We start from the raw sequence: 21,680 nt of genomic DNA on the forward strand, positions 1-21,680 counted from the left end.
CCGCGCGGCTGTATAATGCCGCGCTTTACACTCAGAAACAGGAAGCTGACCGGTGCTGGCAACTCTGGAAAAACACCTCGACCTGCTGGTCGCCAACGGCGAAACAGCGCTGCTGACCCAGCTCAGTCATGGCATCGAAAAAGAGGGGCTGCGGGTAGATACCCGTGGCGTGATCGCTCAGACCGCGCATCCCAAGGCGCTGGGCTCCGCGCTGACCCACCCTCAGATCACCACGGACTACTCCGAGGCGTTGCTGGAATTTATCACGCCGGTTTGCGCCACTCCGGAGCAGGCGCTTGATCATCTCGCCGCACTGCACCGTTTCTGTTTCGAACAGCTCGGAGATGAGGAGCTATGGGCGGCCAGCATGCCCTGTCATATCGGTACCGAGGCCGATATCCGCATCGCTGAATATGGCAGCTCCAATATCGGCCAGCTCAAGCATATCTACCGGGTAGGACTGGAGCACCGCTACGGCAAGATGATGCAGACCATCGCCGGAATTCACTACAACTTCTCTCTGCCCGATCGCTTCTGGCCGGTTTACCAGTCGCTGACCGGGGCTGAAGGCAGCACCGACGCGTTTCGCTCTGCCGGTTATTTCAAGCTGATCCGCAACTTCCGTCGTTATGGCTGGATTCTGCTGTATCTGTTCGGAGCATCGCCGGCACTCTCAACCAGCTTTATGCAGGGCCGCTCTCACCAGCTCGAGCGCCTCGGTGATCACACCCTCTATCTGCCTCATGCGACCTCATTGCGGATGAGCGACCTGGGCTACTCCAACCGGGCCCAGTCCTCACTGAATATCTGCTTTAACCACCTCGATACCTATGCCGCATCATTGAATGAAGCGATCAACACACCGCACGCCGCTTACGAGAAAATCGGGGTCAAGGTGGATGGCCAGTACCGCCAGTTAAACACCAATATCCTGCAGATCGAAAACGAGTACTACAGTGATGTACGACCCAAACGGGTGACCTTCTCCGGCGAGAAGCCGGTCCATGCACTGATGTCACGCGGCGTGGAATACATCGAGGTCCGCAATACCGATATCGACCCGCTCAAGCCGCTGGGTATTGATCTGGAACAGGCGCGTTTTATGGATGCCTTCCTGATCACCTGCCTGCTGTGCAGTGACGACCTGGTTTCCGATGCGGAGTGTGAACGCATCGCCGCCAACCATCAACGCATCGTTACTCGCGGTCGGGAGCCGGGCCTGATGCTGGCCTGTGCCGATGGCGAGCGCAGCGTTGCCGAGCGCGGCAAACAGATTCTTGAACAGACCCTGCTGACCGCCAAAATCATGGACGAACAGCTGGGTGGCCGCGACCACGAAAACGCCGTACAGGCCCAGCACGCCAAGCTGGAAGACCCGGACCAGACGCCTTCGGCTCAGGTACTTCGCGCGATCAAGGAAAGTGGACTGAGTTATACCGATTGGGCCATGGCACAGAGCCGCGCCCACCGCCAGACACTGAGCCAGGTGCCGCTGAGCAACAGTGAACACGCCCTGTTCTCAGAGATGACCGGCCGGTCACTGGCGGAGCAGGAAGAGATCGAAGCGCAGCCACAGCCTCCATTCGATCAGTTCCTGGCAGAGTACCTCGCGCAATAAGGGATTACTGGATCACCAGCGAGGTAAAAAACAGGTCGCTGACGTAGGATTCACCCTCCTCTTCCATCAGCGTTTTCTGGATCAGCTCCAGGGCCTTGCCGGCCAGCACCTGCTGGGCGGCAACGGTACCGACGCTCTCATCGGTCTGGGCACTGAACAGAAACACCAGATCATTGCGAATCTGAGCCTTGTGAGCGTTCACGGCATGGTGCGCAGCACTGGAATTGACCTGAATGGTCACCTCCGCTTTCAGAAACCGCAGATCATCCGCACTGCCAAAATTGGTGACGAACGGCTTCAGCTCGATGTAGCTGATGTACTGCTCCTGCGTGTTCTCTTCTGTTGCCTGCGCGACCGGGGCGATCAGACCCAGCCAGACAACCAGCATCAACGATAGCACTCTGGTCATGCACTTCTCCCTTGTTTGCGGCTCGATTGTATTGCGCCAAATCAGCTCCGGCAGTATACCTGCTGCACTCTTTTCTGGCAGCCTCCCGGGGAGCTGTTGCACCTCGATTACGCTTGGCAGTACTATTGAACCACATTCATCGGGAGAGGCGCCTATGCTGGAAAAATGTCGCAATGCACAGGAACGCTGGGGCGGAGTCAGCGATATCATTGACCAGTGGCTGGAGCAGCGTCAGCGCCTGATCAGCACCCTGTTTTCGTTATCCGACTGTCAGATTGGTGAAGAGCTAAACACTCAGCTCACACTCTTCTGTGACCTGATGATGGACTATGTCTCTTCCGGTCATTTCGAGGTCTACGAGCAATTGCTGCGAGAGGGCAGCGACTACGCTGACGGCAGTGTGGAACAGGTTCAGGATATCTTTCCCAAGATCCAGCCCACCACCGACAGTGCGCTCGACTTCAACGATCAGTACGGAACCTTTGACGCACCGACCCTGCGTGAAATTCGCGATTTTACCGAGGATCTGTCCCGGCTTGGCGAGACGCTTGAAGACCGCTTCGAGCTGGAGGACCAGCTGATCGAAGTTCTCCATACCGCACATAACCCGGCCATCGCCGCGAGCGGGGCGTGAACAGAGGTCTCCCGCTCGCCCTTGCGTGTACGCTGCTACTGACTGGCTGTGGCAGCGGAGATGCTCCGGACAGCTGGCACGCCTATACCAGCCAGGGCAGTTACAGCGCCAGCTTTTCCCCTGACAGTCGCAGCGCCATGATCGGTTCTATCCGGCATGGCGGCAGCCTCTGGGATATCCAGCGTCATGAACGCCTCTATGATTGGAACCACCAACAGGGCGAATACGCTAATATTGTCGACAGCAGCTTTTCTCCGGAAGGCCGCTTCGCTGTCACGGCCACCTCCCAGGATATGGTGCTGTGGACCCTGGATGACGGCCAACCGGTCTGGTTCTGGAGTGCCCCGTCCGAGATCCTGTCCATTGCACTGTCTCCCGGCGGAGATTTCGCACTACTGGGACAGGCCAATCATGAAGCGGTCTACTTCGATATCAAGAACGGCGGTATCAGCCAAACATTGCGCCACCCAGCGCGAGTGCGCAGTGTCGATCTAGACGACAGTGCCAGCCTGGCTATAACCGGTTGTGATGACTACCAGGCCCGTCTGTGGAACCTGGCCACCGGAGAGCTCCAGCACAGCATTCAGTTTGCCAACACCGTTGACACTGTCGAATTGTCGGCTGATGGCCGGTTCGCCTTCAGCTCCGCGACGCTGGATCAAGCCCATATCTGGGATACCGCCAGCGGTGAGATCCTGCATACGCTGAGCGGTGACGAAGCTCTTTGGAAGCGGCGCGTAAGCTATATCAGCGCCCGTTTCTCCGATGATGGCCAAAGACTGCTTACCGGCACCGCGTCCGGCACAGTACAGCTCTGGAGCGTCAGCAGCGGTCAGGAGTTGCGCCGCTGGGCGGTGCACAAGCGCGCTGCCTACGGGCCCACCAGCACCAGTGTTCAGGCCGTCGCCTTTGGCAATGACGGACGTTACTACGCGTTCGGTTCCAACGGTCTTCTCAACGTCCTGCGTTAAAACGCAGGCCGAGTCTTTAGCGCTCTCGACGGCCTGAAAACAAAACGGCCGCACTCATCGGCGGCCGTTTCAGAAACCCAGGCGCATTATTTACTGCGCTTCGGATTCCGGGTTCACTTCCAGCAGCTCAACTTCGAACACCAGCGTCTCGTTGGGGCCAATCGCGTTACCCATTCCACCCGGGCCGTAAGCCAGGTCAGACGGGATAACCAAGCGCGCCTTGCCGCCCTCTTTCATCAGCTGGAGCCCTTCGGTCCAGCCCGGGATCACACCATCCAGCGGGAAGGAGACCGGCTGATTACGGGCATAGGAGCTGTCGAACTCGGTACCATCAATCAAAGTGCCACGGTAGTGAACCTTGACGGTATCACTGGCTTCAGGGCTGTCGCCCTCACCAGCGGCCAGCTCTTCATACTGCAACCCTGACTCGGTGGTGGTTACACCATCCTTGTCAGCGTTTTCAGCCATATAGGCTTCACCGGCCTTTTTGTTCTCGTCAGCCAGCTGAGCCATCGCCTGCTTCTGCTCTTCCATCTTGCGCTGCTGAAACCCCTGCATCACTTCACCGATCTGCTGATCGTTGAGCAGCGGCTCCTCGTCGGAGTAGATCGTTTCCACACCGCTTCGGAAGGCATCGACATCCAGGTCTTCAATATCCATCTTCAGCTTTTGGCCGAGGATCAGACCCAGGCTGTAGCTCAGCTTTTCCTGCTCGGTTGTCAGCTCCTGAGCGTGCAGAGCAGGAGCGGAGGCGAGAGCACCGGTCAGTGCTACAGCGAGTAAGGTTTTATTCATTCTCGATTCCTTAACGGTTGAACGCGGGTTGTTCCGGGTTAGGCGACCATTAAACGCGAAAGTTCAGTCGCTGGCCAGATCAGAGCCAAAAGCGGCATGTACCAAAACCTCAAGCTGAGCCGAGAAGCGCGGCACCAGCGTGGGGCCGGCATCCGCAAGCACCACCTGGAGATTGGTCCGGGCTAAACTTTCACCGGCAGGCGCAGCCGGCCGTTCATCGGATTCGATCGACTCCCATAACAGAGACAGTTCCACCTGCTCCGCCGCCAGCTCCGCCTCTCGCAGCCGTCTATAGAATGCATCCAGTTCGGGCCGTTCACTTTTTCGGTTACGAACCCTATAACGCAAAACACGTAGCGGGTGAGTCAGCTCACGCTGCCATTCCAGCGCCTCGCCTGAGAGCATGTCCGGCGTCAATCGTTCCCCACGCCGAGCCAGAAAGCAGGCCAGCAGCAAACGATTAATACTGCAGCCGGCGTTCTGCAACTCCAGTGCCGCCTGTTCCACTCCGGGTTTGGCGTAGAGTTTCAGGGCGTAGTGCCACAACGGATTATCTAACGGCATAAGCGGTATTCTCCGGCTCGACCAAATTTCCACCGGTCCGGCGCATGCCGGACTGGCGTTGGCCAGCTTAGTCGCTGTACTATTCGCGGCCATGATCCAGATCCAGAATCTTAGCTTACATCGCGGGCCTCTGCCGTTGCTAGAGCAGGCTGACCTGACCCTTCACTCGGGTTGGAAAGTCGGCATTGTCGGCAACAACGGCGTGGGTAAATCGAGTCTATTCAAGCTGCTGCTCGGTGAGCTGCAGCCCGATGCCGGGGAGCTATCATTGCCCGCGGGGCTGACGATCGCCCATATGGCACAGGAGGTATCCTCCAGCAGCCGTACGGCACTCGAGTACGTCCTCGATGGCGACCCTGAGCTGCGCCGCATTCAGCACGATTTAGCTCAGGCCGAAGCGGGTCATCGCGCCGAACAGATCGGCGAGCTGCATGCGGAGCTGGAGTCGATCGACGGCTACCGCGCTGAATCACGGGCGCACCAGTTGCTGGATGGCCTGGGTTTCATGCCGGGTGATGCCGCACGCCCGGTCAGCAGCTTTTCCGGCGGCTGGCGTATCCGTCTGAACCTGGCCCAGGCGCTCATGCGCCGCTCCGACCTGCTGCTTCTGGACGAGCCCACCAACCACCTGGACCTGGATGCCACCATCTGGCTTGAGCAGTGGCTCAAGCTCTATCCGGGCACACTGTTACTGATCTCTCATGATCGTGACTTTATCGACGCCGTGGTCGGTCACGTGGCCCATATGCACCAACGTTCATTGACCCTCTACAAGGGCAACTACACGGCGTTTGAGCGGCTGCGGCGGGAAAATCTGGCTCAGCAACAGGCCGCCTTCGAAAAGCAGCAGGCGCGAATCGAGCAGATCGAAAGTTTTGTGCGTCGCTTTCGGGCCAAGGCGACCAAGGCCAAACAGGCCCAGAGCCGCCTCAAGGAACTGGAGCGAATGGAGCAGCTGGCTCCGGCGCATGTGGACAGCCCCTTCAGTTTTCATTTTGATTGCTCCGATAAAATATCCTCTCCCCTGCTCACGCTCTACGATGCGACCCTGGGCTATTCCGGTAAACCGGTCTTACAGGATATTGCGCTGACGCTGACACCGGGAGAACGTATCGGATTGTTGGGCCATAACGGTGCCGGCAAGTCCACGCTGATCAAAAGCCTGGTGGGGGACATTCCGCTGCTGAGCGGCTCCCGTGATACTGGTGAACATCTGGAGATTGGCTACTTCGCACAGCATCAGCTTGAAGCGCTCGACCTGGAAGCCTCCCCGTTTCTGCACCTGCAGCGGATCTCCCCCCAAGCCACCGACCAGGAGCTACGCAACTTCCTGGGTAGTTTTGGCTTCAATGGCGACCAGGCGCTGGATCCGGTGGGCAGTTTTTCAGGCGGCGAGAAAGCGCGCGTCGCACTGGCGCTGATCGCCTGGCGCAAGCCGAACCTCCTGCTGCTCGATGAGCCGACCAACCACCTGGATCTGGAGGTTCGTCACGCCCTGACATTGGCGTTGCAAACCTTTGAAGGCGCGCTGATTCTGGTTTCGCATGACCGGCACCTGATTCGAAACACCGTTGATCGCTTTCTGCTCGTCGCCGATGGCGGTATCGATGAATTTAAAGGCGACCTGGATGATTATCATCAGTGGCTGGCACAACAGCGCCGCGACAACGAAACGACACAACCCGCCCCGGATGATGCCCCCCGTTCGCTCAGCGCCCAGGAGCGCAAAGAGCAGAAACGCAGGGAGGCTGACAAGCGAGCCAAGCTGCGGCCACTTCGTAAACAGATCGACACACTGGAAGCCAAGCTGGAATCGGTATCAGACGCGCTAAGCTCTATAGAGACTGCGCTGTCTGATACCGGCCTGTATGAGGAGGCCCGCAAGGACGAGCTAAAGCAGTTGCTGGCCGACCAGGCGAGCCTGAGCCAGCAACAGTCTGAAGTAGAGGAGATTCTGCTTGAGCAGCTGGAGGCACTCGAGACGCTGGAGGCCGAGCTGGCTCAGGACGCCTGAGCCCGGCTCTTGCTCAGAGTATGCGTCAGCTCGGTCAGCTCATCCTGTGACGCTTTGAGGCTTTCCACCGCGTCCGCCACCTGATCGGCCGTCAGCCCCAGGCGCTCATACAGCGCCGGCTCGATGGCATGCACCGGCCCATCAGCCAACCCCTCTGCACGCAGTAGCCGCGTGGTCAGCTGTAGCAACCCGACATAGGGCTCCACTTCTTCATCCGGCGATTCCATCTGCTGCTGACGGATTGCCGCGCAGACTTCAGCAGGCAGATTCCAGCTATCAAGCAACCAGCCACCGATCTGATCCCGGGTCACATTCAGCACCTGCTGCTCAACCATCACCGGCTCAAGATGCGGGTTTGCCTCAATGTAACGGGAAAGAACCGAGAACTGCGGCTGAAACAGGTGCGCCAGTACCAGGTAACCGAAGTTATGCAACAGGCCGGACAGATAGACCAGGCCCACCTTGGGACGCCGTTCGAGGGGAATCTTTCGGGCGAGCATCTCGGCCAGCGTTGCCGCATACACGGCCTGCTGCCAATAGGGTGTGGACCCTCTGGGCATATCGTCAGGAACTCGCAGTACCTGTCCCATAGCGATACCCAGCGCCAGATTGACCACCAGATCAAAACCCAGCACCCGAATCACGGCATCATCAATGGAGCTGACTTTGCCCGGCGCCGCATAATAGGGTGATACCGCCCAGCTCATGACCTGCGCTGAAAGGCTCGGATCCAGGCGCACCACCGGCACCAGGTCATCGACACCGGCATCCGGGTCCGAACGCAGCATAATGATTTTCTGAGTGGTGGGTGCCAAAGCTGGCAGACCCAGAGTGTCTTCCAGACGCTGCTGGATACGCAGCGCCGTAAAGCGCTCCACTGCCCGAGTAATGGCGGCTTCATCCTGCCCTTCACCGGGGCGGGGAGACGCCAGCTTACTTTGACTGACGGCAATGTCGGCAAACTGAACCGGCTGCTCACTGCTGCCTGGATAGCGCCAGCTGAATGCCAGTCCGCTGTATAATTCACGCAGTTGCAGAACAGGGGCGCCCTCAAGCGTCTGATCGATAATCAGAGGCAGCGACGCCATTAAACGCTTCTGGCCCGGCTCATTCTGCAAACCGGCCTGGGAGAAAAATCGCTGGGCATCTTCACCCCGTGTGGTCTGCAGGCGGCGGCCGGTCAAAGACCAGATATTGCCGAGGTTTAACAGACTCCTCGCCGGGAGCAGCACCAGTGCTTTCCCTTGTGCATCATGCAGCAAGACCAGTCGAACCGCGTTTTCATCCCCTGCGCCCGGATCCGGCGCCTGTACTCCTAAAGACACGTAGCACTCTCCAGTCTGTCTATGCACGCTGATGATAATCGTCTGGCAATCATTAAATTCAGATAAATTATCCCGAGGCTTCTCTCAGTACACCGAAGCCCCTAGAGTATAGGAAACACTTACCGATGACAGCAAAAACAGCCCCAATAAGGGAGGCTACATGCATCCAATTTTCGGCATTTTAACGCTCGCCTTTCTTGTCACAGTAGCGCCGGCCCGGGCCAATGAGCTGGCACGTCCAGACCCGGAAACGAGTACCGGGTTCAGCGCAAGTGAGGCGTCTACATTCAGCCATGAAGTGGTGGTTGCCGCTCACCCTCTCGCCGCTGATGCCGGCTTTGCCATTCTGGAGCAGGGCGGCTCAGCATTGGATGCGGCAATTGCCGTGCAGGCGATGTTGACCCTGGTTGAACCGCAGTCCTCCGGCATCGGCGGCGGTGCCTTTTTACTCTATTGGGATGCGCAGGCTCAGCAGCTGTACGCCTACGATGGCCGTGAGACCGCACCTTCGAACGCCACGTCCCAGCTATTTTTCAGCCCCGATGGCGACACCATGCGCTGGATCGATGCTGTAATCGGCGGCCGCGCGGTTGGCGCGCCCGGTGTCCTGCGTATGCTCGAGCTGGCCCATTCACGCCACGGCAAACTCGCGTGGGCCACACTGTTTGAGCCTGCCATCAAACAGTCTAAAGAGGGCTTTCTTGTTGGTGAGCGCTTACATCAGTTGATCAGTCAATCAGTGAACCCGGGACTGGGCCGTTATCCGGAGGCGCGAGACTACTTCTTTACTGAAACCGGCGCGCCGCTGCCAGTCGGCACGCGCCGAGACAACCCTGCGCTCGCTCAGACGCTGACCCGCATCGCTGCAGAGGGTGCCGACGCGCTGTATACCGGCCCGCTGGCCCGCCAGATTGCAGAACGCGTACACAACGTAACCGACAACCCCGGCTACCTCAGCGAAGACGACCTGGCCAACTACCGTGCGGTAGAACGTCCCCCTCTGTGTCAGAGCTATCGCAGCTATCGGGTGTGCGGGTTTCCCCCACCTACATCGGGCGGCGCGACCCTGCTTCAGATACTCGGAATAATGGAGAACTTCGCGCCACAATCGCCGCAAAGCACCGATTTCGCCCACCTGTTTACTCAGGCGAGCCGACTCGCTTACGCCGATCGCGCCCAATACCTGGCGGATCCGGATTTTGTGCAGGTGCCGGTAAAGGCTTTACTGGATAAGGAGTACCTGCAACACCGTGCCGCGTTGATTGATCCAAACAAAGATATGGGCAAGGCGGCCGCCGGCGAGCCCGTATCGCTGAGCCGTTCGGACGACCGGTCACCCGAACTGCCCTCCACCAGTCACTTCGTCATTGTGGACCAAGCGGGTAATGCGGTATCGATTACATCGAGCATTGAGCACGCTTTTGGCTCCACCCTGATGGTCGGAGGCTTTCTGCTCAACAACCAGCTGACCGACTTCTCGTTCCAGAGTGAGCGGAATGGACAACCCATCGCCAACCGGGTTGAGCCCGGTAAACGTCCGCGCAGCTCCATGGCTCCGGTGATGATTTTTGACGCAGATAACCGGCTGATAGGCGCGATCGGTTCACCCGGTGGCAGTCATATCATCAATTATGTGGCGCAATCAGTACTCGCCATGATCGACTCTGACCTGCCCCTGCAGCAGATCGTCTCTCTGCCACATATCAGCAACCGCAATGGCAGCACCGCCATCGAGGATGGGCAGACATCCGCTTCGTTGCTCGACGCGCTGGAGAGCCGCGGACATACGCTGGATCAACGCTCACTCAACAGCGGACTGCACGGTGTCCGTCGTTTACCGGATGGGCGCTGGGAAACAGGCGTGGATCCGCGGCGGGAGGGCAAAGCGGTCGGGCGTTAGCGTGATCAGTGACGGATAACGTGATTGACGGTTGCCTGGCGACGGAGCTGTTTGATCACCTTTGCAAGGTGAACACGGTTGAAGACCATTAACTCGAGATGCACCCGGTAGAGCTGGCCATCCCGCTCACCGCTGTCGATCTTTAACAGGTTTGCACCGGCTGATGCCACGGCCATGGCCAGCTGAGCAATGATGCCACGCTGTGACTCTACCGACAGAGACAGCGCAACCGGATACTCTTCATCACCGGCACCGGACCACTCCAGGTAGAGGCACTTTTCCGGGTCATCGCGCATATAGCCGATATTCCGACAGTCAGAGCGGTGCACAACCAGGCCGCGGCCACTGCTAATATGCCCGACAATCGTGTCGCCGGGGATCGGATGACAGCACTTGGCATAGTGCATCACCATCCCTTCAGCCCCCTGAATCGCCATCGGCTTGCGCTGGCCCGCCGGCCCCGGCGGCGAGGCTGCTTCAGACTCCGGCTCTGTAGTTTCCGGCTTCAGGCGACGGGCCACCACATAAGCCATGCGGTTGCCCATGCCGATATCTTCCAGCAGGTCGTCCAGCGCCGGCAGATCCGCTTCAGTGAGCAGCTCCGTGAGCTTGTCCGGGTCAATGTCATCAATGCCGCAGCCGTAGTTGGCCATGAATTGGTTAAGCAGTCGCCGACCCAGCTCGATAGACTCATGACGCTGCTGATTCTTGAGAAAATGGCGGATACTGGAACGCGCCTTGCCGGTCACCACGAAATTGAGCCAGGCCATGTTAGGCTGAGCTCGGGGGGTTGTGATCACCTCAACGGTCTGACCACTCTGAAGTGGCTCAGACAGCGGCGCAAGACGTCGATTGATACGGCAGGATACACAGGAGTTGCCAACATCGGTGTGAACGGCGTAGGCAAAGTCAACCGGTGTTGCGCCACGGGGTAGCTCCAGGATCCGCCCCTTGGGCGTGAAGACATACACCTCGTCGGGAAACAGGTCCTTCTTGACGTGCTCGATAAACTCCATCGAATCGCCCGCACGGCGCTGCATCTCAAGCAGCCCCTGAACCCATTTACGGGCCCGGTTGTAGGAGCCAACGGCACTGGCTGAGTCGCCATACACTTTGTAGTGACTGTGTTCGGCGATCCCCTGGCTGGCCACGGCATCCATCTCTCGGGTGCGAATCTGCACCTCAATGGTAATCCCGCGAGCGCCAAAAAGATCGGTATGCAGGGACTGATAGCCGTTTGCCTTCGGTATAGCGATGTAATCCTTGAAGCGCCCCGGGACTGGCTTGTATAGATTGTGAACGGCACCCAGCACCCGGTAGCAGTCATCCACACTCTCCGTCACAACACGGAAAGCAAACACATCCATGATCTCAGAAAACGCCTTGCGCTCCGATTTCATCTTTTTATAGATGCTGTAGAGGTGTTTTTCGCGACCGGTCACAACGCCGGGCAGGTGCTCCTGATCGAGCCGGCCCTGAATCGCCTGCTCAATCTGCGTAATGATATCCCGGCGCTGCCCCCGCGCCTTGACCACGGCGCGGCGAATATAACGTGAGCGCATGGGATAAAACGCCTGGAACGCCAGATCCTCCAGTTCAACCTGCAGATCCCGCATCCCCAGGCGAGCCGCAATCGGCGAGTATATATCCAGGGTTTCACGGGCGATTCGGCGCTGCTTAACCGGCGGCATCGCACCCAGCGTGCGCATGTTATGCAGGCGGTCGGCCAGTTTGACCAGAATCACGCGGATATCTTCCGCCATGGCCAGGACCATTTTCTGAAAGTTCTCGGCCTGGGCTTCCGCCTTGGTCTCGAACTCAAGATGGGTCAGTTTGGAGACGCCGTCGACGATATCGGCGACCGACTGCCCGAATTGACCTTCGATGCCTTCATAGCTGATTTCGGTATCTTCAATCACATCATGCAGCATGGCGGCCATCAGGCTCTGATGATCCATGTGCATTTCGGACAGGACAGAGGCGACCGCCAGAGGGTGTGTTACGTAGGGTTCACCGCTTTTACGGCGCTGACCATCGTGTGCCTGCTCGGCGTAAAAATAGGCACGACGCACCTGCAGGATCTGGGGCAGATCCAGGTATTCGGTGAGATTTTCGGATAACGCGTCGATGGTGGACATTATACCTCCGGGCCTACAAACCGAACCGATCCAATCGGCTCAACCCTCACCAAGGATAATGCCCCATCCACGCTGGAAGTAAAAGATCAGGCCTCTTCGCGCTCATCCAGAACGGTGCGATCAACCAGCCCTTCAGCGATTTCGCGCAGGGCAACCACGGTGGGTTTGTCGTTCTCCCAATCAACCTTTGCATCCTTGCCGCCTGTAGCCAGTTGGCGCGCACGACGTGATGCGACCATAACCAGCTCGAAGCGGTTATCCAGATTATCCAGGCAATCTTCAACTGTTACACGTGCCATTGCTGTCCTCGATGCGGTGACGGTGAAAAGGGCAAGTAGTTTACGGTTCGATCATAACTTAGACAAGAGGTCAGCCAACAGCGCTTGATGACGCTGCTGCTGAAGCGTCTGTGTCAGGCGCGCACCGCGAAACAGCGATGCCAGATCGTCCAGGGCCACGTCGAACTGGTCATTGATGATCAGGAAATCAAATTCGGCATAATGACTCATTTCCGCCACCGCCTCTGACAGACGTCGCTCGATCACATCGTCAGTGTCGGTGCCACGCCCCCTGAGCCGCTCCTCCAGCACAGCCCGGCTGGGCGGCAGAATAAAGATCGAACGTGCGCCCGGCATTAAACGGCGAACCTGGGATGCGCCCTGCCAGTCAATTTCCAGAATAACATCCAGCCCCTTGGCAAGCTGCTCCCGGACCCAAACCTGCGAAGTACCGTACTTATTGCCGAACACTTCGGCATATTCCAGAAACAGACCATCCTCGATCTTGGCATCGAAGGTCTCGCGGCTGACGAAGTTATAATCCACCCCGTCCTGCTCACCTTCGCGCATCGGCCGCGTGGTATGAGAAACCGATACCACCACCTGGGGGTCGCGCTTAAGCAGCGCCTTGACCAGGCTGGTTTTGCCGGCGCCGGAGGGGGCGGAGACGATGTAAAGGTGACCGAGTTGTTGCATGCCTGTCTTCCGTTCTGTCCGAAAGAGCGAAATTGTAGCAGAAAGCGACGGCAATAAGCCGCTTAGCTCTTGAGTGATTGCAGCAGCGTTTCCGGTACCGCGTCCGCGTCTTTCACCCGTTTCGTGACAATATAGGTATAGTAGCGACGCAACCCCACATCCGCGTTCAGCATCCGGTCCACGAAACGCTGGTAGTCGTCGATGGAGGGCGCCACAACCTTCAGCAGGTAATCGATGCCACCCCCCAATGCCCAACACTCCAGCACCTCATCCTGAGCCTGGACCGCCTTTTCAAAACGTGCAAAATCAGACGCCAGATGACTGTTGAGTTCAGCCTCCATAAAGACCAGCGTCTGGCTCCCGAGAGCCGACCAGGCGATACGCGCCCCATAGCCCTCGATTAACCCCACTTTCTCCAGATGCTGAAGCCGCTCCCAGCAGGGCGTGGGAGACAGGTTCACGCGCCTGGCCAACTCCGTTTTGGTGATGCGCCCCTCCTTTTGCAGGATCGACAACATCTGGATATCCCGATCATCCAGTTTTACACGCATAGGTGTTTACACTGCCCCTTTAAACCCTGAACGAAACCGGCACCAGCTTACCCAAGCGCCGGTCAGCTGTGAATAAGTGTCCCCAGCCCATGTATATCAGCCACCTGCAGTGCACGGTCCGCGATCGCCGTATCCTGTACACCGGTACCGGTCAGGTCACAGACCGTAATCTGCGCTTCATGGGTCCGCCCCGGGGCCGTCCCGGCGCAGATCGCACTCAGTTCGGTGAACGGACCTTCACGTCGCAACACGCCCGCGGCCACGGCACTGCGCAACTCCCCGCGCTCCAGAGACTGGCTGACCCGGTCAACAACCAGGTACCCGGCTGCTGCCAACGCCGACGGTGCTATTTCATTCTTATCGGGTGCATCAGAGCCCATGGCGGTAATATGCATACCGGGATGCAACCAGTCGGCTCGAATCAACGGCTCACGCGCAGGCGTCGTGGTGATAACCACCTGGGATTCGAGCACCAATGCCTCGATGCTTTCGCTGACCGTGACCGGTATGCCATGCAGTTCGGCCTGTTCCTGCGCAAATGACTCCGCTTTATCTCGATCACGGCCCCACACCCGCACACGCTGCACTTCCCGTTCGAGCAGTAGCGCCTTAAGCTGCAGGCGCGCCTGCACACCGGTGCCAAGGATACCCGCGGTCTGCACACTGGCCGGCGCGAGATGACGCGCCGCCACCCCCCCTGCGGCAGCGGTCCGGATATCAGTCAGGTAACCATTATCGAGCAATACCGCGGTGACAATGCCGGTTTCAGCACTGAGCACCACCATCAGCCCGTTCAAGCTGGGCAGACCCTTGGCCGGATTATCAAAAAAACCCGGGCTGACCTTGATCGCAAAGTTATCCATACCCGGTACAAATGCGGTTTTGACATCAACCTCGCCATTCACCGACGGCAGATCCATACTCAGCACCGGGGGCATCACCACATCCCCCTGCTCCAGCTGGGAAAACGCATGCTCAATTCGATCGTGCAGCGCTCTGTCGAGGCTGACACACTGACGAAGTTCAGATTCGGTCAGTATTTTGATATCTGCCATCACTCACCTGCGTTTTGCCAGACGTTATGAGTTTGATTAATGATGCGGGTGAACATCGCCATATCCACATTTCGGCCCGAGACAATGATCGCGATTCTCCGGCCCAGGCGATCAGCCAGCGCCTGCCTTCGGGCGGGCTCCAGCAACAAAGCGGCCCCCAGCGTGGCGGCCCCTTCGGCGACCACTTGTTCGTGCATGTAGAGATGCCTCATGGACCTTGCGATCTCCAGCTCCGACAGCAACACCCGATGATCCATGAGTCTCTGGACGTGGCTGAAGGTATAACGGTTTGCCAAGCCGATCCCTCCACCGAGCGAGTCTGCCAGTGTTTCCAGCTCCTCTACCTCAACCGGCTCTCCAGCCTCCAGGCTGGCGGCCATGGCTGCACCACGCTCGGGACTGACACCGATTACCTGGATTGACGGTTTAATCGCCTTGGCTGCCAATGCAATCCCACTAAGCAACCCACCCCCGGAGAGTCCGACAATCAGCGTATCCACCTCCGGCCACTCTTCCAGTATTTCCAATCCTATAGTGCCTTGTCCGGCTATCACATCGGCGTGGTCAAACGGAGGGATCTCTGTCATCCCCTGATCCTCGACCAGCTCTTTAACCAAGACCTGGGCATCGTCCTGACTGCGCCCATGGATACGAATATCGGCCCCTAGCGCGCGGATCGCCTCCACCTTGTTCTCGGGCACCAGTGAAGACATGCAGATCGTTGCCCGCCCGCCTGCCTGAGACGCGGCCCAGGCCAGCGCTCGGCCATGATTTCCGGTAGAGGCACATACGACCCCGCGCGCCAGCTGTTCCGGTGTCAGCCGGGATACCGCGTTTGTAGCACCGCGCAATTTAAACGCGCCGGTGGGCTGAGTGGTTTCCAGTTTCAGGCGCACTTCGGTATAGGCGTCACTGAGGCTGAACGCCGGTACCAGCGGCGTCTGTGTGACTTTCCCCGCGATCGCTCTGCGCGCGGCGAAAACAGAGGACAGATCCAGCGTCATGCGACGAGCCCACTGTCTGGCGACATCAGCTTCAAACGCGAGAGCGCCATGGCGATATGGCGCCGACGCAGATGGCCAACCGCTGCCAGCTGCCCGCTTTCCAGCAGCTGCAACGTTTCTCGTATCTCGTTACAAAACATCTCCGCCTCCAGTGGCACAACCTCATCCTGCATCAGAAACGGCCACATGCGTGACGAGCGGTAAAACAGCAACGCGGCAACTTCTCGCATGGCGCGATTACCCACCAGCTCCATCAGCGCATCAAAGAACTCAATATTCACTTCGGCGAATCGCCGCTTGGGGTTCTCCGCTTCGGTAATCGTGCGGGCCTTGTTCAGTGTGGCGCGTATCCGGCGAGTCACCTGGGGTGTGGGTGACAAAGGCGACATCAGCCCCAGCTGACAGACGATCTCCATCCGCATCTGATACACCTCACACAGGTAGGCCAGATCGATGTTGGTCACCAGCGTACCGACGCCATGACGGATCTCGACGAGGCCTTCGACCTCCAACCGCCCAAGAACCTTGCGAATGGGCGTCCGACTGACATCAAACTCCCGGGCCAGTGCTGTCTCCGATAACCGCTTGCCCGGCTCATATTCGAGCAGGCAGATACGTCTGCGCAAAAGCAGATAGATCGCCTCGAAGCGCTGTTCGGCGCTCCCATGAAGGTCCCCCGGAACGAGAGACTGATCCGCTGTACTGTTCATGATTCAGCATTCAATCCTGTATTGTTGTTATCGTGCGGCCCGGCCACACACCCTGCGCCCCGACCGTTTCTCGACGGAGGCAGGTGAATCAGGGGACGGCGAGCATGAATGCTCCCTGAATGCTGTTCTGCCCGTTCAGACCACCAGCACCGGACATTTCGCCATACCAACCACTTTCTGAGAAACACTACCGACCAAAAAGGTCTCAGCCTCCCCCAGTCCGTGGCTACCGAGAATAACCAGATCGACCTGACTTTTCTCAGCAAACTCGACAATCGTCTTCGCCGTATGGCCATTTTTCACGAAGGCCCGCACACCGGGACAACCATGTTCGATCGCATATTTTTTGAAGCTCTCAGCCACTTCCTTGGAGTAGCTCTGCATCAAATCATCCATATGCTCAGGCTCCCGTGGACGCACCATGGACATCGATGCCTCTCGCAGACTGTGGTGGCGGAACACCGACAGTATCCACAACTCCGACTCATGCGTTTTTTGAAGCTCGACAGCCAGTTTGAGGGCCTCAAAGGCCCCTTCTGAACCATCTGCTGCCAGCAAAATCCGTTTAAACATCCTTTTCCCCCTTCATGCCTAGGCTCCCTTCTGGAATGCCAGATCCCGCAGGAACAGGGCAATATCCGGGAAGAAGATCAGCGCTACCGCCACACTCAGCAGAATGAAGACAAACGGCGGCGTACCACGAATGACCTCGAAGTAGGGACGTTTGAACACAGCCATGGCAGTAAAAATGTCACACCCGAAGGGCGGCGTCGCCGAACCTATCGCCACCTGCAGGGTGACAATGGTGCCCACCAGCACAGGATCCAGACCTACAGACTCAACGACCGGCGCAAAAATCGGCACCAGAATCAGAATGACCACGATCGGATCAACAAACATACAGCCGATAAAGAAGGAGATAGAGATCACCAGCAGCACGCCAACGGCGCTCATGTCGGCCACACCTACGGCACCCAGCAACTCCTGCGGAATGCGGGCAAAGGATATAACCCAAGAGAATGCGGCGCCGGCGCCCACCAGGATAAAGACCACACCAGTAATCAAGCCGGTGGACTTAGCCGTTTCATAGATCTCTTTAGCGGTGATCGCCCTGAAGACGATGAACTCCAGAATCAGTGCATAAAGAACACATACGGCTGCCGCTTCGGTGGGGCTAAAGATACCCCCGTAGATACCGCCCACGATGATGACCGGGAAGCCCAGAGGCCATACCGCCTCGCGCACTGCCTTGACGCGCTCCGACCAGGACGCCTTCGGCTCCGTCGGTACGCCTTTCACCGTCGCGTAGATCATGCTGTAGATCGAGAACAGGAAGAGGATAAGCAACCCCGGCCCAATGCCTGCGATAAACAGCTCGGAGATCGAGGTATTGGAAACCACCCCGTAAATAATCATGCCGATACTGGGGGGGATCAGGAAGGCGATATCACTGGAGTTGACGATCAGCGCCAGTACAAAGTTATCCTTATAGCCGGCCTTCAGCATCCTCGGGCGAAGCGGTGACCCCACCGCGACCACCGTCGCCTGCGTGGAGCCGGAAACCGCCCCGAACAGCGTACAGGCAGTAGCCGTACTGACTGCCAGTCCGCCCTTGATATGGCCCACAAAGCTCATCACCATATCGATCAGCCGGTTGGCAGAGTGGCCTCGGGTCATGATGTCGGCGGCAAAAATAAACATCGGCACGGCAATCAGTGAGGCCGGGCGAATACCCGCCATAAACTGCTGTACCATAAAATCCATTTTGTCGATGCCGTTAAACAGTTCGTAAAAACCGATGAATGCGCCGACAATCAGCGGGATCATCATCGGGAAGCCCAGCAATAACAGAATGATCATTGCCAGAAATATTGTCGCTGCCATGATCGTCTCTCCTAGAGCTCGACTTCAGTGTCATCGTATCCCTCGAGTACTTTGGTCGAGAGATAGATATCCTTTTCCACCAGGTTCTTGATCGCCGTCAGCGTGTACTGAACACCGGTCACGAGAAACCCAATGGGCACCCAGAGATAGATCCAGTAAACCGGTATCTGAAGCGAAGGCAGGACCCGCCCTGAACTGGCGACCTTCTGGATATAGGTCACCGCGAAATAGCACAGCGCAAACATGCACAGTGCCGAAATCACTGCAATAGCCACCATGAACACCTTGCGCGCGGCGGGCGGTAGTGCATCGTAGATCGCCGACATACGGATATGTCGCCCGTGCCGGGCCGCATAGCCGATACCGGCAAAGGTAATCAGAATAATCAGTATTCGGTTGAGCTCCTCACTGAAGAAGATACTCTCGCCGAACAGGAACCGGCCGGCCACATTGGCTATGGTATTCACCGCCATGAGCAGGACACTAACCGCGAGGCCGATCGATTCCAGGCGGCTGATGATCGAGTCGATCGTGCCCAGGAAGCCGGGCAGGTCGGAGGCGTGCTCGTGGTCCTGTGGATTATCCGCCATGGCGCCCCTCCTTGGAGATCAATGAGATGGACATTGCAGTGCTCCCACGCAAACGAACGCGGGGCATCGGGATCTCCGACGCCCCGCAGCCAGGTCCGCTCGGTTACTCGGTAACGGCGGCCAGATCTTTCTTCAGCTGATCAAGGATCGCTTTACCGCTATCCCCGGTCATTTCGATGAACTTCTTCTCAACCTCTTTCGCAGCAGCCTTGAACGGCTCACGCTCCGCTTCGGTCAGCACGTTGACCACGATCTCCGGCTTGGCTTCCTTGACCTTGGAAATCGACTCTTCATCCAGTCCTCGCTGGTAATCGAGAATGTATTCAAACGCCGTATCGATGGAGTTTTGAACCAGCTCCTGATCACCCGCAGGCAGGCCATCGTAGAAATCCTTGTTGGCCATTACGGCGGTGGTGAAGTTGCTGTGACCCGCATAAGTGATCACATCGGTCACTTCATACATCTTGGTGGATTCGATGAAGAACGCCGGGTTCTCCTGGCCCTGGATGATGTTGGTTTGCAGGCCGCCATATACCTCACCCCAGGGCAGCGGTGTCGGAGTCGCACCGAAGGCCTGATAGGTTTCTACCAGCAGCGGGTTGGTCATGACACGGAATTTGACGCCTTCCAGGTCAGCGGGGCTCTTGACCGGCTCCTGAGTGGTCATCGCGACCTCACCCTCGGGGAACATGGTCAGCAGTTCCAGCCCATGCTGGGCATAAAGTTCCTTGAAGTCTTCGTTGATCGCCTTACTGGTGCGGAAGAACTCGTTCAGCGCTTCGGGTTCGGTAGGCAACAGGTAGGGGACGAAAAAGACCTGAGCTTCCGGGATCAACGCCCCGGTAAAGCCCGGTGACTGGTCCACAAACTGCAGGATACCTGCCTGGGTCTGCTCCATGATATCGGCTGACTCGCCCAGTGTACCGTAGGGAAAGAGTTCGATTTCATGATCGGAGTTCTTTTCGATCTCCTCTTTGAACTTGGTCGCGAACACACCCTGAACGTCGGTGATCGCCTCTTCAAAGGCGTATCGCCAAGTATCTGCTTGAGCAACTCCGGTCGTCATGACCACGCCCGCGATGACACTGGCTAGATACTTCGGCGCAAATGTTTTCTTCATCTGAATTCCCTCTACTGGAAGTGAATTTCGTTTTTACATGTTTCGTTATCCTCATCATGCAAAAGCGCCGAACGATTTGCCGTTCAGCAGTTGCACTGCTATTCAACATACAACCTAGTCACGATATTGCAAACATGATGTATACATTTGATCAAAATAGTACTACACATGTGGCTGAAACAAAGGACGCGTAACGCTCCCAAGCCGGTAATTGTATACATCTCTAGCGAGAGGATTTTCTGTGAAACCAAGACGTCGCCGTTTTGATGCCGGAGAATATCTGGTACGCCAGGCAAAAACCCGTAAAGCGATGATTGAGTCGGGTATCGATCTGCTGGTAATCGCAGATCCTTCCAACATCTGCTGGCTTACCGGCTATGATGCTTGGTCGTTCTATGTTTATCAGTGCGTCGTTATCAGCGCCGACAGCGAGCTTTTCTGGTTCGGTCGCGGCATTGACGCGCCCGCTGCGCATATCACCACGCACCTGCCGGAAGAGGACATCATCGCCTACCCGGATCACTACGTTCAGTCCGCCGAAGTGCACCCGACTGAATACTTGGCTCAGGTCCTCAAGCAGCGCCAGCTGGACACCGGTCATATCGGTGCCGAGATGGATAACTACTACCAGACCTACCGGGGCATGCACCTGCTGATGGAGTGCCTGCAGGACGCAACCTTCACCGATGCCACCGCGCTGGTGAACTGGCAGCGGGCAATCAAATCCCCCCTCGAAATCGAGTATATGCAGCGTGCCGGCCAGGTGATTGAGCGGGTGTACGACCGGGTACTGGAGATTGCTGAACCGGGCATGCGCAAGAACGATCTGGTCGCCGAGATCCTGCATGCGAGCACCCAGGGCACCGAGGAGTTTTACGGCGACTACGCGGCGATCCAGCCACTGATCGCATCCGGCCCGGAGGCCAGCGCCTGCCACCTGACCTGGGATTCCACTCCCATCGAGAAGAATACCGGTATGTGTCTGGAGCTGGCCGGGGCGCACAACCGCTACCACTGCCCCTGCAGCCGGACGCTACACTTCGGCAAACCGCCCAAGAAGTACCGGGATATCGAAGCGGTGATTCTGGAGGCGATCGATCTGGTCATCGATATGTTCCGCCCCGGCACCACGTGCGGCGAGGTGGCCCATGCATTCACCATGTTGCTGCGTAAGAACGGCTACGAAAAAGATAACCGCTGCGGTTACTCCATCGGCCTGAGCTATCCGCCGGACTGGGGCGAGCGCACCATGAGTCTGCGTGATATCGATACCACCGAGTTGCAGGAGGGGATGTGTTTCCACTTTATGCCCGGTATGTGGTTCGACGACTGGGGCTTTGAGATTACCGAGAGCCTGACCGTGACCCCGAACGGGGGCCAGGTCCTGTCCAATGTGCCACGCAAACTGTTTGTGAAATAAGCTC

21 protein-coding genes are annotated in these 21,680 nt (G+C 57.8%); 6 read left to right on the plus strand and 15 right to left on the minus strand.

All coding sequences use genetic code 11. The features are described 5' to 3' along the window. Nucleotides 1–52: 52 nt before the first annotated feature. Nucleotides 53–1,618 (plus strand): glutamate--cysteine ligase, encoded by a 1,566-nt coding sequence (gene gshA, locus G403_RS0106810; RefSeq protein WP_027853332.1) that lies wholly within the window; start codon nt 53–55, stop codon nt 1,616–1,618. Between the two features lie 4 nt (nt 1,619–1,622). Here gshA and G403_RS0106815 read toward each other — a convergent pair whose 3' ends face one another. Beyond that, entirely contained in the window at nt 1,623–2,027 is a 405-nt protein-coding gene (locus G403_RS0106815) for a flagellar basal body-associated FliL family protein (protein WP_027853333.1), read from the minus strand. A gap of 154 nt (nt 2,028–2,181) precedes the next feature. Here G403_RS0106815 and G403_RS0106820 point away from each other — a divergent pair, with 154 nt between their 5' ends. Continuing rightward, nucleotides 2,182–2,661 carry an Rsd/AlgQ family anti-sigma factor gene (locus G403_RS0106820; RefSeq protein WP_027853334.1) on the plus strand — a complete coding sequence of 160 codons (480 nt, stop codon included), beginning with the start codon at nt 2,182–2,184 and terminating at the stop codon, nt 2,659–2,661. After that, the gene (locus G403_RS0106825) at nt 2,658–3,632 is read left to right on the plus strand and encodes a WD40 repeat domain-containing protein (protein ID WP_027853335.1); all 975 of its coding nucleotides are present in this window, start codon (nt 2,658–2,660) and stop codon (nt 3,630–3,632) included. The genes G403_RS0106820 and G403_RS0106825 overlap by 4 nt, the downstream gene beginning before the upstream one ends. Before the next feature lie 90 nt (nt 3,633–3,722). Here the strand turns inward: G403_RS0106825 and bamJ are convergent, their stop codons facing one another. Continuing rightward, nucleotides 3,723–4,427 carry a BamJ family beta-barrel-assembly machinery protein gene (gene bamJ, locus G403_RS0106830; protein ID WP_027853336.1) on the minus strand — a complete coding sequence of 235 codons (705 nt, stop codon included), beginning with the start codon at nt 4,425–4,427 and terminating at the stop codon, nt 3,723–3,725. Nucleotides 4,428–4,490: 63 nt separating this feature from the next. After that, nucleotides 4,491–4,991, minus strand: coding sequence for a TIGR02444 family protein (locus G403_RS24400; protein WP_051298655.1), 501 nt, complete (start codon nt 4,989–4,991; stop codon nt 4,491–4,493). 91 nt (nt 4,992–5,082) lie between these two features. On the opposite strand from G403_RS24400, the gene G403_RS0106840 reads away from it, so the two are divergent. Next, complete coding sequence (locus G403_RS0106840) at nt 5,083–7,005, plus strand: ATP-binding cassette domain-containing protein (RefSeq protein ID WP_027853337.1); 1,923 nt, start codon at nt 5,083–5,085, stop codon at nt 7,003–7,005. Here the strand turns inward: G403_RS0106840 and G403_RS22475 are convergent. Beyond that, entirely contained in the window at nt 6,993–8,330 is a 1,338-nt protein-coding gene (locus G403_RS22475; protein ID WP_051298658.1) for an HDOD domain-containing protein, read from the minus strand. The two genes, G403_RS0106840 and G403_RS22475, sit on opposite strands and share 13 nt — an antisense overlap. A gap of 160 nt (nt 8,331–8,490) precedes the next feature. On the opposite strand from G403_RS22475, the gene ggt reads away from it, so the two are divergent. Next, entirely contained in the window at nt 8,491–10,230 is a 1,740-nt protein-coding gene (gene ggt / locus G403_RS0106850) for a gamma-glutamyltransferase (protein ID WP_036232883.1), read from the plus strand. A 5-nt stretch (nt 10,231–10,235) separates the two neighbouring features. Here the strand turns inward: ggt and spoT are convergent, their stop codons facing one another. The 11 genes from spoT to G403_RS0106905 all read right to left on the minus strand — a co-directional run bounded on the left by spoT (nt 10,236) and on the right by G403_RS0106905 (nt 20,256). Then, the gene (gene spoT, locus G403_RS0106855; RefSeq protein WP_027853339.1) at nt 10,236–12,368 is read right to left on the minus strand and encodes a bifunctional GTP diphosphokinase/guanosine-3',5'-bis pyrophosphate 3'-pyrophosphohydrolase; all 2,133 of its coding nucleotides are present in this window, start codon (nt 12,366–12,368) and stop codon (nt 10,236–10,238) included. A gap of 86 nt (nt 12,369–12,454) precedes the next feature. Further along, nucleotides 12,455–12,667 carry a DNA-directed RNA polymerase subunit omega gene (gene rpoZ, locus G403_RS0106860; protein ID WP_027853340.1) on the minus strand — a complete coding sequence of 71 codons (213 nt, stop codon included), beginning with the start codon at nt 12,665–12,667 and terminating at the stop codon, nt 12,455–12,457. A 51-nt stretch (nt 12,668–12,718) separates the two neighbouring features. Beyond that, nucleotides 12,719–13,342: a guanylate kinase gene (gene gmk, locus G403_RS0106865; RefSeq protein ID WP_027853341.1), complete on the minus strand. Its 624-nt coding sequence runs from the start codon at nt 13,340–13,342 to the stop codon at nt 12,719–12,721. A gap of 62 nt (nt 13,343–13,404) precedes the next feature. Continuing rightward, nucleotides 13,405–13,893, minus strand: coding sequence for an Lrp/AsnC family transcriptional regulator (locus tag G403_RS0106870; protein ID WP_027853342.1), 489 nt, complete (start codon nt 13,891–13,893; stop codon nt 13,405–13,407). 62 nt (nt 13,894–13,955) lie between these two features. Continuing rightward, nucleotides 13,956–14,948, minus strand: a complete 993-nt coding sequence (locus tag G403_RS0106875; RefSeq protein ID WP_036232887.1) for a cyclodeaminase — start codon at nt 14,946–14,948, stop codon at nt 13,956–13,958. Beyond that, entirely contained in the window at nt 14,948–15,952 is a 1,005-nt protein-coding gene (gene eutB / locus G403_RS0106880; protein WP_027853344.1) for a hydroxyectoine utilization dehydratase EutB, read from the minus strand. The genes G403_RS0106875 and eutB overlap by 1 nt, the downstream gene beginning before the upstream one ends. Then, nucleotides 15,949–16,662, minus strand: a complete 714-nt coding sequence (locus tag G403_RS22480) for a GntR family transcriptional regulator (protein WP_051298660.1) — start codon at nt 16,660–16,662, stop codon at nt 15,949–15,951. Before G403_RS22480 ends, eutB begins: the two co-directional genes overlap by 4 nt. 135 nt (nt 16,663–16,797) lie before the next feature. Next, the gene (locus G403_RS0106890) at nt 16,798–17,235 is read right to left on the minus strand and encodes a universal stress protein (protein ID WP_027853345.1); all 438 of its coding nucleotides are present in this window, start codon (nt 17,233–17,235) and stop codon (nt 16,798–16,800) included. Between the two features lie 18 nt (nt 17,236–17,253). Next, entirely contained in the window at nt 17,254–18,546 is a 1,293-nt protein-coding gene (locus tag G403_RS0106895) for a TRAP transporter large permease (protein ID WP_027853346.1), read from the minus strand. 11 nt (nt 18,547–18,557) lie between these two features. Next, nucleotides 18,558–19,136 (minus strand): TRAP transporter small permease, encoded by a 579-nt coding sequence (locus G403_RS0106900; RefSeq protein ID WP_027853347.1) that lies wholly within the window; start codon nt 19,134–19,136, stop codon nt 18,558–18,560. A 103-nt stretch (nt 19,137–19,239) separates the two neighbouring features. Beyond that, nucleotides 19,240–20,256, minus strand: a complete 1,017-nt coding sequence (locus G403_RS0106905) for a TRAP transporter substrate-binding protein (protein ID WP_027853348.1) — start codon at nt 20,254–20,256, stop codon at nt 19,240–19,242. A gap of 241 nt (nt 20,257–20,497) precedes the next feature. On the opposite strand from G403_RS0106905, the gene G403_RS0106910 reads away from it, so the two are divergent. Next, a complete protein-coding gene (locus G403_RS0106910; RefSeq protein WP_027853349.1) occupies nt 20,498–21,676 on the plus strand; it encodes a M24 family metallopeptidase in 1,179 nt (392 codons plus the stop codon). The last annotated feature ends 4 nt before the right edge of the window (nt 21,677–21,680 follow it).

The organism is Marinobacterium litorale DSM 23545 (genome assembly GCF_000428985.1).
In the GTDB taxonomy this organism is placed as follows: domain Bacteria; phylum Pseudomonadota; class Gammaproteobacteria; order Pseudomonadales; family Balneatricaceae; genus Marinobacterium_D; species Marinobacterium_D litorale.

Bases quoted from the DNA above. Each gene is read 5' to 3' on its own strand.
- G403_RS0106815 (WP_027853333.1), bottom strand. From the start codon at position 2,027: ATGACCAGAGTGCTATCGTTGATGCTGGTTGTCTGGCTGGGTCTGATC.
- G403_RS0106820 (WP_027853334.1), top strand. From the start codon at position 2,182: ATGCTGGAAAAATGTCGCAATGCACAGGAACGCTGGGGCGGAGTCAGC.
- bamJ (WP_027853336.1), bottom strand. From the start codon at position 4,427: ATGAATAAAACCTTACTCGCTGTAGCACTGACCGGTGCTCTCGCCTCC.
- G403_RS24400 (WP_051298655.1), bottom strand. From the start codon at position 4,991: ATGCCGTTAGATAATCCGTTGTGGCACTACGCCCTGAAACTCTACGCC.
- G403_RS0106840 (WP_027853337.1), top strand. From the start codon at position 5,083: ATGATCCAGATCCAGAATCTTAGCTTACATCGCGGGCCTCTGCCGTTG.
- ggt (WP_036232883.1), top strand. From the start codon at position 8,491: ATGCATCCAATTTTCGGCATTTTAACGCTCGCCTTTCTTGTCACAGTA.
- spoT (WP_027853339.1), bottom strand. From the start codon at position 12,368: ATGTCCACCATCGACGCGTTATCCGAAAATCTCACCGAATACCTGGAT.
- rpoZ (WP_027853340.1), bottom strand. From the start codon at position 12,667: ATGGCACGTGTAACAGTTGAAGATTGCCTGGATAATCTGGATAACCGC.
- gmk (WP_027853341.1), bottom strand. From the start codon at position 13,342: ATGCAACAACTCGGTCACCTTTACATCGTCTCCGCCCCCTCCGGCGCC.
- G403_RS0106870 (WP_027853342.1), bottom strand. From the start codon at position 13,893: ATGCGTGTAAAACTGGATGATCGGGATATCCAGATGTTGTCGATCCTG.
- G403_RS0106875 (WP_036232887.1), bottom strand. From the start codon at position 14,948: ATGGCAGATATCAAAATACTGACCGAATCTGAACTTCGTCAGTGTGTC.
- eutB (WP_027853344.1), bottom strand. From the start codon at position 15,952: ATGACGCTGGATCTGTCCTCTGTTTTCGCCGCGCGCAGAGCGATCGCG.
- G403_RS22480 (WP_051298660.1), bottom strand. From the start codon at position 16,662: ATGAACAGTACAGCGGATCAGTCTCTCGTTCCGGGGGACCTTCATGGG.
- G403_RS0106890 (WP_027853345.1), bottom strand. From the start codon at position 17,235: ATGTTTAAACGGATTTTGCTGGCAGCAGATGGTTCAGAAGGGGCCTTT.
- G403_RS0106895 (WP_027853346.1), bottom strand. From the start codon at position 18,546: ATGGCAGCGACAATATTTCTGGCAATGATCATTCTGTTATTGCTGGGC.
- G403_RS0106900 (WP_027853347.1), bottom strand. From the start codon at position 19,136: ATGGCGGATAATCCACAGGACCACGAGCACGCCTCCGACCTGCCCGGC.
- G403_RS0106905 (WP_027853348.1), bottom strand. From the start codon at position 20,256: ATGAAGAAAACATTTGCGCCGAAGTATCTAGCCAGTGTCATCGCGGGC.